This window comes from Shinella sp. WSD5-1, assembly GCF_963942435.1.
GTDB classification, from domain to species: domain Bacteria; phylum Pseudomonadota; class Alphaproteobacteria; order Rhizobiales; family Rhizobiaceae; genus Shinella; species Shinella yambaruensis.
In genome coordinates this window covers 3,260,308-3,271,726 of the sequence record NZ_OZ012596.1, presented here as the reverse complement: position 1 = coordinate 3,271,726, position 11,419 = coordinate 3,260,308, and the positions used below count along the sequence as shown (strand labels likewise).

The 11,419-nt window shown below is 65.3% G+C and carries 12 protein-coding genes; 4 read left to right on the top strand and 8 right to left on the bottom strand.

Annotated features, from left to right (window positions below):
• Window positions 1-120: 120 nt before the first annotated feature.
• On the bottom strand, window positions 121-420 hold the full coding sequence (locus AABQ55_RS16130; protein WP_272805721.1) for a hypothetical protein: 300 nt from the start codon (window positions 418-420) through the stop codon (window positions 121-123).
• A gap of 97 nt (window positions 421-517) precedes the next feature.
• Between AABQ55_RS16130 and AABQ55_RS16125 the strand changes: the two genes are divergently transcribed.
• Window positions 518-1,402 (top strand): LysR family transcriptional regulator, encoded by an 885-nt coding sequence (locus tag AABQ55_RS16125; RefSeq protein ID WP_244769511.1) that lies wholly within the window; start codon window positions 518-520, stop codon window positions 1,400-1,402.
• On the opposite strand, the gene AABQ55_RS16120 is transcribed toward AABQ55_RS16125, so the two are convergent.
• Window positions 1,387-1,734 carry a hypothetical protein gene (locus tag AABQ55_RS16120; RefSeq protein ID WP_272805720.1) on the bottom strand — a complete coding sequence of 116 codons (348 nt, stop codon included), beginning with the start codon at window positions 1,732-1,734 and terminating at the stop codon, window positions 1,387-1,389. The two genes, AABQ55_RS16125 and AABQ55_RS16120, sit on opposite strands and share 16 nt — an antisense overlap.
• Before the next feature lie 184 nt (window positions 1,735-1,918).
• Between AABQ55_RS16120 and AABQ55_RS16115 the strand changes: the two genes are divergently transcribed.
• Both AABQ55_RS16115 and AABQ55_RS16110 read left to right on the top strand, forming a co-directional pair.
• Window positions 1,919-2,566, top strand: a complete 648-nt coding sequence (locus AABQ55_RS16115; protein ID WP_272805719.1) for a helix-turn-helix transcriptional regulator — start codon at window positions 1,919-1,921, stop codon at window positions 2,564-2,566.
• Window positions 2,563-3,702 (top strand): pyridoxal phosphate-dependent aminotransferase, encoded by a 1,140-nt coding sequence (locus AABQ55_RS16110; RefSeq protein WP_272805718.1) that lies wholly within the window; start codon window positions 2,563-2,565, stop codon window positions 3,700-3,702. Before AABQ55_RS16115 ends, AABQ55_RS16110 begins: the two co-directional genes overlap by 4 nt.
• On the opposite strand, the gene AABQ55_RS16105 is transcribed toward AABQ55_RS16110, so the two are convergent.
• The 6 genes from AABQ55_RS16105 to AABQ55_RS16080 all read right to left on the bottom strand — a co-directional run bounded on the left by AABQ55_RS16105 (window position 3,699) and on the right by AABQ55_RS16080 (window position 9,646).
• Window positions 3,699-4,028, bottom strand: a complete 330-nt coding sequence (locus AABQ55_RS16105) for a DUF1330 domain-containing protein (protein ID WP_272805717.1) — start codon at window positions 4,026-4,028, stop codon at window positions 3,699-3,701. The two genes, AABQ55_RS16110 and AABQ55_RS16105, sit on opposite strands and share 4 nt — an antisense overlap.
• Window positions 4,029-4,198: 170 nt before the next feature.
• A complete protein-coding gene (gene bmt / locus AABQ55_RS16100; RefSeq protein ID WP_272805716.1) occupies window positions 4,199-5,212 on the bottom strand; it encodes a betaine--homocysteine S-methyltransferase in 1,014 nt (337 codons plus the stop codon).
• 324 nt (window positions 5,213-5,536) lie between these two features.
• A complete protein-coding gene (locus AABQ55_RS16095; RefSeq protein WP_272805715.1) occupies window positions 5,537-6,580 on the bottom strand; it encodes a quaternary amine ABC transporter ATP-binding protein in 1,044 nt (347 codons plus the stop codon).
• Window positions 6,573-7,484 (bottom strand): ABC transporter permease, encoded by a 912-nt coding sequence (locus tag AABQ55_RS16090; RefSeq protein ID WP_272805714.1) that lies wholly within the window; start codon window positions 7,482-7,484, stop codon window positions 6,573-6,575. The genes AABQ55_RS16095 and AABQ55_RS16090 overlap by 8 nt, the downstream gene beginning before the upstream one ends.
• Before the next feature lie 256 nt (window positions 7,485-7,740).
• Window positions 7,741-8,739, bottom strand: coding sequence for an ABC transporter substrate-binding protein (locus AABQ55_RS16085; protein WP_244769518.1), 999 nt, complete (start codon window positions 8,737-8,739; stop codon window positions 7,741-7,743).
• Between the two features lie 763 nt (window positions 8,740-9,502).
• Complete coding sequence (locus AABQ55_RS16080; protein ID WP_023517380.1) at window positions 9,503-9,646, bottom strand: hypothetical protein; 144 nt, start codon at window positions 9,644-9,646, stop codon at window positions 9,503-9,505.
• A gap of 246 nt (window positions 9,647-9,892) precedes the next feature.
• On the opposite strand from AABQ55_RS16080, the gene AABQ55_RS16075 reads away from it, so the two are divergent.
• Window positions 9,893-11,356 carry a cobyric acid synthase gene (locus tag AABQ55_RS16075; protein WP_272805713.1) on the top strand — a complete coding sequence of 488 codons (1,464 nt, stop codon included), beginning with the start codon at window positions 9,893-9,895 and terminating at the stop codon, window positions 11,354-11,356.
• The last annotated feature ends 63 nt before the right edge of the window (window positions 11,357-11,419 follow it).

Here is an 11,419-nt window from a genome sequence, read left to right as displayed (position 1 = left end):
GTTGCGGCGACGATTGCATTCCATAGGCGATTGCCTTGCCCTCAAGGGGAGATGGCCGACAGGCCGTAGAGGGAACGCCCCGCCATGCGAAACCACCATGCCGCAAGCCGAAGAAACGACCTACGCGGCAGGCTTTTCCTTCGTATCGTGAAGATTGCTTGCGGAGGCGGGCGCGGCATCGCCTTCGCCCCGTCTGCGGGGAGAAGGCGGCGGCAGCCGGATGAGGGGCGCCGTCCAGCGGCGCTCCCTGACCTGCGGCAGGTGGGCATAGCCGCGCTCGCTGCCCTCGACCAAGGTCAGCCCCACATCGCGCAGCAGCCGTATATCCCGCCGCGCAACGAGCAGCCGCAAGGCCTCCCGCTCCGCCTGCCTGCGGCGAAACCGCATCCATTGTTCCAAGAGTTTTCCGATGATTCCCATGGCCTTGCCTTCCCTTGCAGGGCAAGCCAAGCAAAACCGTAGACATTTCACAAACGAATAGCGATTATGGCAGGCATCAGCAAAAGCGATGGCGCCAATGTATCCACCTCTCGAAAGTGACCTGCTCCGCATCTTCGTCGCCGTCGCCCAGGCCGGCAATGTCACGCATGCTGCCGACAGGCTCGGGCGAACGCAGTCGGCGATCAGCATGCAGGTGCGCAAGCTGGAGGAATCGGTGGGCGCGACGCTCTTCGAGCGCGGTCCGCGCGGCGTCGCCCTGACGCGGGAGGGCCAGCGGCTGCTGCCCTATGCGCGGCGCATCGTCGGGCTCGTCGATGAGACCACGGCGGCTATGCGCACGGTGCCGCTGGACGGGCCGGTGCGCGTCGGCATTCCGGAGGAATACAACCAGACGGTCCTGCCCAATGCGCTGGCGGCCTTCGCGGAAGTCCATCCGGATACCGAGGTGACGGTGCTGTGCGGCTACACCGCCCAGCAGCTTGCGGCGCTGGAGGCCGACGAACTGGACCTTGCCATCATCTTCGACTGGTGCGACGGGGTTACCGGCGAGCTGCTGGCGATCGACCCGACGGTCTGGGTCACCTCCGTGGCGCACAACCGGCACCTGGAGCGCCCCATGCCGATCGCCGTCTACTGGCGCTCGAGCTGGTGCCGGGACTTTGCCCTGCGCTCGCTGGAGCGGCACGCGATCCCCTTCCGCATCGCCTATACCTGCGACACCAGCGGGGGCCTGCGCTCGGCGGTCATGAGCGGGCTCACCGTCGCGCCGCTATCGCGCAGCAACATTCCGCCCGGCACGCGCGAGCTGACCGCGGCGGACGGCTTTCCGCCGATCGATGCCTCGCGCGTCGTGCTGAAGCGCAATCCCCGGCGCAGCGGGCCGACCATCGACGGCATGGCCGACATGATCCGCAAATCCTTCGGGCCGCTGGCGGTGCCGGCGGATCAGGCCTTCGGATAGGCCCGTTCGAGGCCGCCCGAGCGGGTAAGGCCGGTACGGAAGGCGACATAGGCGGCATGCTGGCTGGATCGGGCGGCCTCGGTCAGCCGCATCTGCAGGCGCGCTGGCGCCGTCTCGCCCAGCCATTCGCCGAGCCTTTCCAGCTTCAGGGAATTGAGGAAACGGGCGCCGGCGGCGCGGTTGAGATAGAGGTCGAGGCCTTCGAGCAGGTTCTCGTCCTGCTTGGGATTTTCCATCAGAAGGCGCAGATAGGCCTGGTCGGCCTCGCCGAGGGCACCCAGCTTGTCGGCCACGGTCTCCCGGTCGGGAAAGGCTGCAAGATCGGCACTCATGATCGTCCCCCAAGAATCGCTCTGATGCTCATTTCTAACGCAATTCCGGACGCAAAACCGCTGTGGACTTTTGCTGGAATTGCTCTGGATAGACAGGGACAAAGCGGGTCGCCAGCCTGTGACCGAATTTTTGGACTAAAAATCCAATATTGACAAATTATCTATCTTTGGGTTGTTTGTCCGCATGTACGACTCATCAAACGCCGACCTGCTGCTTCGCCAGCACACCGCGACGGCCGCGGCCATCTCGACCCTGCTCTATCCCCATGCCGAGGTCGTGCTGCACGATCTCGAAACGGGATTGATCGCCGGTATCTGGAACGCCTTTTCCGGCCGCAAGGCGGGCATGGAATCGCTCGTCGAGGAGGCGCTGGAGGAGGCCGGCGAGGGCGGCATCTACGGCCCCTACGAGAAGACCGGCGAGGACGGGCGGCGCCTGAAGTCGGTGACGGCGGTGCTGAAGGACGATTTCGGCCAGGCGCTCGGCCTCTTCTGCATCAACATGGACGTGTCGCATTTCGATGCCGCGGCAAAGCTGCTTTCGGCCTTTGCCGGCGCGGCGGCCACCCGCCCGGCCTCGCTTTTCGCCGGCGACTGGCGCGAAGAGATCAACACGGCGCTGCACGACTGGCTGCGCACCCGCGGGCTGGCGCTGACGGCGCTGAAGAAGGGCGACCGGGTGGCGCTCGTCGCCGCGCTCGACGGGCGCGGCCTGTTCCAGACCCGCAATGCCGTCGACCATCTCGCCGGCCTCATCGGCGCCTCGCGCGCCTCGATCTACAATTATCTCGCCGATGCCCGGCGCCAGAGCCAGAAGGACAGGACCCCGTGACCACGCTGCCGGATTTCCGCCTCGAAACCCATTTCTCGCGCTGGGAGTTCAAGGCGCGCCACCACATGACGGCAAGCGATGCTGAGACGATGACCATGTCGGACCTGCTGGCGCTGGCCAGGCCTGAGGATCGCGAGGCCTGGGAGCACGTCGCGCTCGGCTATACCGAGACCTGGGGCGCGCCCGAACTGCGCGAGACCATCGCGACGACCTATGACACGCTGTCGGGCGCCGACATCCTGACCTTCGCCGGCGCGGAGGAGGGGCTTTACTGCGCCATGCTGGCGCTGCTTGCGCCCGGCGACCACGCCATCGTCACCGTGCCGAACTACCAGTCGATGGAGACGATGCCGGTCACCGTCGCCGGTCATGTCACGGGCATCGCGCTCCGGCCGGAAAACCGCTGGCAGCTCGATCTCGACGACGTGCGCGCCGCGCTGCGCCCCGAAACAAAACTCATCGCCGTCAATTTCCCCAACAACCCGACCGGCACCATCGCCGACCAGGCGGTCTTTCGCGGCCTCGTCGATCTTTGCGCCGGGCGCGGCATCCATCTCTTTTCCGACGAGGTCTATCGCGGGTTGGAGATCGACGCCGCAAAACGCCTGCCGCAGGCGGCCGACCTGTTCGACAAGGGCATTTCGCTCAACGTGATGTCCAAGGCCTACGGCCTGCCGGGCCTGCGCATCGGCTGGATCGCCAGCAAGGACCATGCCTTGCTGGCGCGCATGGAGAAGATGAAGCACTACCTCTCCATCTGCAATGCGCGCCCCTCCGAGGTGCTGGCCGGCATCGCGATCAAGGCGCGTGAAACGATCTTCACGCGCAACCGCGCGCTCTGCGCGGAGAACATGGCAAGGCTCGGCGCCTTCTTTGCCGATTATCCGGATCTCTACGAATGGGCCGAGCCGGACGGCGGCTGCGTCGCCTTCCCGCGTTATCGCGGCGCCGACGGCGTCGAGGCGCATTGCCGGCGGCTGGTGGAGGAGAAGGGCGTGCTGCTGCTGCCCTCCAGCCTCTATGTATCCGACCTCCTGCCCGTTCCGCAGGATCGTTTCCGCGTCGGCTTCGGCCGGCGCAACATGGAGGCGGGGCTGTCGGCCTGGCGGGAATTTCTCGCGGAGGAAGCGCGCTAGCCCTTGTGCAGGATGTCGGTCGCCTTGTGGTCGTCGTCGACGCCGTCGATCAGCAGCACGTCGCCATCCGCGTTGCGGGTGCGCAGCGGCAGGATCGCCTGGTAGGCGGGCGAAGCGTACCAGGCCTCGGCGGCGCTGCGGCTCGGGAAGGACAGCATGACGACGTCGCCGGAGAAGCTGCCCTCCAGCACGCGCTTGTTGCCGTCACCGTGCAGCACGAACCGGCCGCCGAAGGGGGCCATGGTGGTGTCGATCGCCTCGAGATAGGCGATGATCTCCGCCCCGAAGGCGACATTGCGAAGATGGGCGAGGGCATAGGTGGTCATGGGTCTCTCCTGTGCGTGGCGGTATGGGAGAAACCTACGGCGCCCTCCGCGGCAGATCGATTACCTTGCGGGTAATGCCGGCGCCTATCTGCTTCCAGAGGTCAGGGCAAGGGAAAGCCGCCCGCGGCGTGGCCGGGGCGGCTGATGATCCTTCGTGCCGGTGGCTGGCCTCAGCCGCGGCGACGGCTGCGTTCGCGGGCGGGCGCGGCGGCGCTTTCGTCGGCGGTCTTGTTGCGCAGCGGGCCGATCGTCTCGATGATCGCGGCGAGCGTCGGGCGTTCGCGCGGCTCGTGCGCGTCGAGCGCCACGCGCATGGCGGCAAGGTGTTCGCAGGACGTGCCGCAGCAGCCGCCGATGATGCGCGCGCCGGCATCACGGGCGAGGCGGGCATATTCGGCCATCAGCGGCGGCGTGCCGGAATAGTAGATTTCCGCGCCGCGATATTCCGGGATGCCGCAATTGCCCTTGACGACGACGGTCGCGGACGGGTCGGCGCCGGTCATGTCGAGCAGCGAGGAGAGGATATCGGAGGCGCCGACGCCGCAATTGGCGCCGACGGCGAGGGGACCTGCGCCGATATCGCCGGCAACGCCGTGGATATCCCGCGGATGCAGGCCCATCATCGTCTTGCCGGCCGTGTCGAACGAGCCGGTATAGACGAAGGGCAGGCCGACCTTGGTGGCGGCTTCCGCGGCGGCGCGGATCTCCTCCGGCGAGGACATGGTCTCGATCCAGGCGACGTCCGCGCCGCCGGCCTTCAGGCCCTCGATCTGCTCGGCGAAGGCGGCGACGGCATCGTCATAGGTCATCGCGCCGAGCGGCACGAGCAGTTCGCCCGTTGGGCCGACGGAGCCGGCGACGATCACCGTGCGCGGCGCCTTGTCGGCGACCGCGCGGGCGATCTCGGCGGCCTTCCTGTTGAGGTCGAAGACGCGGTCCTGCGCATGGTGCAGCTTCAGGCGATGGCGCGTGCCGCCGAACGTGTTGGTGAGGATGATGTCCGCCCCGGCATCGACGAAGTCCTGGTGCAGCTTCGTGATGTTGTCGGGCTTCGCCTCGTTCCACAGTTCCGGCGCTTCCCCGGCTTCGAGGCCCATGGCGAAGAGCGAGGTCCCGGTCGCGCCGTCGGCGAGCAGGAAGGGCTTTTCGGCAAGAAGCTGGGCAAGCGGGTTCGTCGCGGTCATCGGCATATCCTTCTGTTTGTCACATCATATAAAGATTTCTTTATGTGATTGCAACGACGGATTGGCGGCTGGTTCGAGGAAGGCAGCTGAGGAAGGCCACAAACCTCTCTTCCGTCATGGTCGGGCTTGACCCGACCATCCACAGCCGCGGGTGCCGTGTGGACCCTCGGGTCAGGCCCGAGGGTGACGGAGGAGAGGGAAAGGGGTGAGGAGAGGATAGGAGAGAAGAGGGTGAGGAGAGGAGAGGAGAGGAGAGGGAGCAGACCCATTCCCAAACGAGGAAAGGGCGCCCCGGGGCGCCCTCTTTGTTCGTCTGTGGGCGGTTCAGGCCGCCTTCGCCTCGTGGCTGGTCGGCGTCACCATGCTGGAGATGATGGCGTTGAGGCTGATCGCGCCGATCGGCCGGCCCGCCTCGTCGACGACATGGGCGAGCGTCTGGTTGGCCGCCGTCATGGCGCGGGCGGCCATTTCGAGCACCGTGCCCTTGGCGATCGGCATGCCCTCGGGATTGCCCGAGAGCGGCGCCATGATCGTCTCGACGTTGACGACGCGGCCGCGGTTCACCTCTTTCACGAAGGCGGTGATGTATTCGTCCGCGGGGTTCAGCACGATCTCCTGGCCGGTGCCCTGCTGCACGACCATGCCGTCGCGCAGGATCGCGATCTTGTCGCCGAGGCGCAGCGCCTCGTCGAGATCGTGGGTGATGAAGACGACGGTCTTCTTCAGCTCCTTCTGCAGCTCGAGCAGCACGGTCTGCATGTCGACGCGGATCAAGGGGTCGAGCGCCGAATAGGCTTCGTCCATCAAGAGGATGTCGGCATCGTTGGTCAGCGCACGGGCGAGGCCTACGCGCTGCTGCATGCCGCCCGAAAGCTGGTTCGGATAGTGGTTCTCGAAGCCGGCAAGGCCGACGCGGGCGATCCACTGCTTGGCGCGCTTCTCACGCTCCGCCTGCGCCACGCCCTGGATCTCGAGGCCGTAGACGGTGTTTTCCAGGACCGTGCGGTGCGGCAGCAGCGCGAATTTCTGGAACACCATCGCCGTCTTGTGGCGGCGGAATTCGCGCAGGTCGTTCTCGCTCATCCGGCAGACGTCGACGCCGTCGTAGAGCACCTCGCCGGCGGTTGGGTCGATCAGCCGGTTGATGTGGCGGATCAGCGTCGATTTTCCAGAGCCGGACAGGCCCATCACCACCATGATGCCGCCGGCGGGCATGGAGATGTTGATGTCGCGCAAGCCCAGCACATGGCCGTATTTCTGGTTCAGCTCGGCCTTGCCGAGGCCGTTCTTGACCGCATCGACATAGTCGCCGCCGCGGGGTCCGAAGATCTTGTAGAGATTGCGGACCTCGATTGCATGACTAACCATGAATTACCTCCGAATGCTTCTGCAGCCGCTTGCCATAGGCCTGGCTTGTACGGTCAAAGATGATGGCGATGGCCACGAGCGCGAACCCGTTGAGGAACCCGACCGTGAAGAACTGGTTGTTGATGGCCTGGAGCACGTTCTTGCCGAGCCCCCCGACGCCGACCATCGAGGCGACCACGACCATGGCGAGCGACATCATGATGGTCTGGTTGATGCCGGCCATGATGGTGGGCAGGGCGAGCGGCATCTGCACGTTCCTCAGCTTCTGCCAGCCGGAGGAGCCGAAGGCGTCGGCCGCTTCCAGCACCTCCTTGTCGACGAGACGGATGCCGAGATTGGTGAGGCGGATCATCGGCGGCACGGCATAGATGACGACCGCGATGAGGCCCGGCACCTTGCCGATGCCGAAGATCATCACGACGGGGATGAGGTAGACGAAGCTCGGCATCGTCTGCATCACGTCGAGGATCGGGTTGACGAAGGCCTGCACCCGGTCGGAGCGGGCCATGAGAATGCCGATCGGGATGCCGACGATGACGGCGATCAGCGTACAGACCGTCACCATGGCGAGCGTCACCATCGTGTCGTTCCACAGGCCCAATAGCCCGATGGCGCACATGGAGGCGGCGGTGCCGATGGTGATCTTGGTGTTGCGGCTGCCGAAATAGACGATGGCCAGCATCGCGATCAGGATGATCGGCCAGGGCGAGCTGACGAACAGCCGCTCCAGATAGTTCAGAAACCACTGCAATGGCTGGACCATCGCATCGATGATGTTGACATAGCTCCTGACGAGGCTCTTGAAGCCGTCGTCGATGACTTTTCTTGCGCCGCGGATACTCGCGTCACTGAAGGCTGGAAACTTGCAAAGAAAGCCTGGCAACAGTTCGCATAGGCCTGCCATCCTCTTCCCCTCTTCTACCGGAAGTTATTGTCCCGTTCTGCAAGAGCGTTTTCTTGCCTTGCGAACGGGACGGCGCGCACAGGGATATTCTTGTTCTGGTTCCCGGCTTGCAGTCCGTCTTCTCACGAACGGCTGCCTGATACTGTGCTGTTTGCGACCTCTGCAGTTTCTTGAGCGGGCGTCGGGCGGTTTGCCTGCACCCTTGTTCAGGTCGCCGGAAAGCCGGCAGCCGGAAAAGGCTGCCGGCAGGCCGTCGTCAGAGCGCGGCCTTGACCTTTTCCGCGATATCCGGAGCGACCCACTTGGTCCACATGTCCGGATAGGTTTCGAGGAAATGCTTGGCGGCGTCCTCGTTCGTGCCCTGGTTCTCGTCCATCCAGGCAAGCACCTTGCCGACCGTGCCGTTGTCCCACTGGCGCGTCTTCATGTAGTCCATGGCAACGCCGGCCTTTTCGGAGAAGGCCTTGGTCACGACGGTGAACACGTCGGAGGTCGGATAGGAGTTGACCTTGGGGTTGGGGCAGTCCGGCACGGCGGTGCAGGCGTCCCAGTCGGCCTTGTCGTGTTCGACGCCGAAGGAGAGCTTCGTCATCTCGTACTTGCCGAGAATGGCGGTGGGCGCCCAATAGTAGCCGAGCCAGCCGCTCTTCTTCTCGAAGGCGTTGGCGATCGAGCCGTCGAGGCCCGCCGCCGAGCCCGTGTCGACGAGCGTGAAGCCGTCCTTGTCCGCATCCAGCGCGCGGTAGAGATTGTCCGTCGAGACCTGGCAGTTCCAGCCCGAGGGGCAATTGTGCACGGCGCCCTTGGAGGAGTCTTCCGGCGCGGGGAAGAGTTCCGGATGCTTCAGCGCGTCCTGCACGGTCTTGATGTCGGGATGCGCGTCGGCGAGGAATTTCGGGATCCACCAGCCCTCGACGCCGCCTTCCGAAAGCAGCGGCGCGAGCTGGATCAGGCGGCCTTCGGCGATCGCCGCGTCGAGCGGCGTGCGCACGGCGTTGACCCACATTTCGGGCGCGACGTCCGGCTCGCCCTTCTCGTTCATGGAGGTGAAGGTCGGCATCGTGTCGCCGGTCACCAGCGTGACGGTGCAGCCATAGCCGTTTTCGAGGATGAGCTTGTCGACATGCGCGGCAACGCCCGCCGAGGCCCAGTTCATCTCGGCGATCGAGACCTCGCCGCAATCTGCCGCCTGGGCAGAACCGGCAAAGCCGTAAAGGCCGGCAGCAAGGATGGTTGAAGCAAGGAGCTTCTTCATGGATTAAGACCTCCCAGTCTTGGATGCAGCGATCAACCCGGAAGGCAGCGCAGGCTACTGCGTTGTCCCGACTGCCCGAAAGTTTTGCGACAGCCACGGGGATCCGATGCCAGGTGAGGCGAGCCAATCCCCCTGCTGCAGCGACGCCGAGCCTTTTTCTGGTTTGCCGGCGGAACCCTGTCACCGGCGACCTATCTTCGTGCGTCACAAGGGCAGCCTACGGGTTCTCATAGAGAAATCAACCTCCTGTGCGGCCAGGCCATGGCCGCTGGGTTGTCCCGGAGCGCCGAAAGGCTGAAATTCCAGCAACCTTGCGGTGGAAAAAATGGGCGTTTGCTCGCATCAGGGCAAATGATCAGGGTGCAATTCGCGAGGGCGGGTGCGATGGTCGCTGAAAGCGGACAAATCCTGTCCCGAATGCGCCGCTTCGGGCCTTCGATCAATTATCGCAAAAATTTTCAAAAAAGTTCGTGATTCACCTTTGCTTAAGCTTCCGATAACGGTCCGGTAAGGATGTGCCGCTATTGGTTCTTTCACGGCGGGGGACACCGCCGCCTGCTCCGGAAAGGTATTGCGTACCGGGGTGCCTGGGCTCCGACGCGTTCTTGTCGGACGCCGCCATGCGTATTTTGGCAAGCCGTGCATCACCGGAAGGGATGCACGGCTTTCGCCGTTTCAGGGCTGCGAAAGGCAATAAAAAACGCCGCCTCCCGGAGAGAGACGGCGCTGGATACGAGCGGGACCTGACGTCGCGCTCGAAGGATCAGCCGACGTTGCGCGTGCGGATGAAGCCGAGCGGGCCGAGCGGCGCGTCCATGACGACGTTGCGCACGCGGGACTGGCTCTGGGGGGCTTCGCCGTTCCAGGCGATCTGTACGAAGTTCGGCTTGCTGAAGATGAACAGCATTGTCTTTGTCCTTGAAACCCGAAGCCACGCGCCTCGGCTGTGTGATGGCGTTGATATAGGCGTTCTCCGGACGGAAAGCCATGGTCGTTCACGGCGCGATATGTCGCAAAAAGAACAGCATGACAGCCATGCTCGCGGCGCATGGCGACCTTCCGGGAAAAAGCGGCGCCGGCGGCGCGAAGATTGCGGCAAGATTGCGGTAAGTCAGGGCTTTTCGGTAACGAACGGGAATGCTACGAGGGCCGCATGACCAGAACGATCATGCTCCAGGGCACCGGCTCGGATGTCGGAAAAACGGTATTGGTGGCGGGGCTCTGCCGCATTGCCGCCAATCGCGGGCTGAAGGTGCGCCCCTTCAAGCCGCAGAACATGTCGAACAATGCCGCCGTCTCGGCCGATGGCGGCGAGATCGGCCGGGCCCAGTGGCTGCAGTCGCTGGCCGCCCGCGTGCCGTCCTCCGTGCACATGAACCCGGTGCTCCTGAAGCCGCAATCGGACGTCGGCAGCCAGATCATCGTGCAGGGCAGGGTGTTCGGCCAGGCGAAGGGGCGCGACTACCAGGCGCTGAAGCCGAAGCTGATGGGCGCCGTCATGGAAAGCTTCGAGACGATCGCGGACGGCGCCGATCTCGTCGTCGTCGAGGGCGCGGGCTCGCCGGCGGAAATCAACCTCCGGGCCGGGGACATCGCCAATATGGGTTTTGCCACGCGCGCCGGCGTGCCGGTCGTGCTCGTCGGCGACATCGACCGCGGCGGCGTCATCGCCTCGCTGGTCGGCACCCACGCCATCCTGCCGGAAGAGGACCGGCGCATGGTCGCCGGCTATCTCATCAACAAGTTCCGGGGCGATGTGACGCTGTTCGACAGCGGCATTGCCGAGATCGCCCGCTTCACCGGCTGGCCCTGTTTCGGCGTCGTGCCGTGGCTGAGAGAGGCGGCGCGCCTGCCGGCCGAGGATTCGGTGGTGCTGGAGCGGCTCGCCAGGGGTGGGGGCGGCGCGCTGAAGGTCGCCGTGCCGGTCCTCTCGCGCATCGCCAATTTCGACGACCTCGACCCGCTGAAGGCCGAGCCGGAGGTGGACCTCGTCTTCGTGCGGCCGGGCGAGCGGCTTCCGGCCGATGCCGGCCTTGTCGTCCTGCCGGGCTCCAAGTCCACCATTGCGGATCTCCACGAATTCCGTGCCGCCGGCTGGGACCGCGACCTTGCCCTGCACCGCCGCCGCGGCGGCCGGGTCATCGGCATCTGCGGCGGCTACCAGATGCTCGGCAGCCGCGTCACCGACCCGCTCGGCATCGAGGGCAGCGAGCGGGAGGTCGAGGGGCTCGGCCTGCTGGCGGTCGAGACCGAGATGGCGCCGGAAAAGACCGTGCGCAACAGCACGGCCCGCTCCCTGCAATATGACGTGCCGCTCGAAGGCTATGAGATCCATCTCGGCCGCACCACCGGGCCGGACACGCTGCGTCCCCCCGTCAGCATCGACGGCCGGCCGGACGGCGCGATCTCGTCCGACGGGCGGGTGATGGGCACCTATCTGCACGGTCTTCTGTCGAGCGACGCCTACCGCGCCGGGCTGCTTGCCGATTTCGGCATCAAGGGCGGCGGCTTCGATTACCGGGCGAGCGTCGATGCAGCGCTCGACGGCGTGGCGGCGGAGCTGGAGGCGGTTCTCGACCCGCGCTGGCTCGACGGCCTTTTAGCCCGGGCTGATTAAACCGGCCTTCTGAAACGTTCAGCCATCGGGTTCTTCCGCTGCCGGCCTGCCGCACCAAAGTTG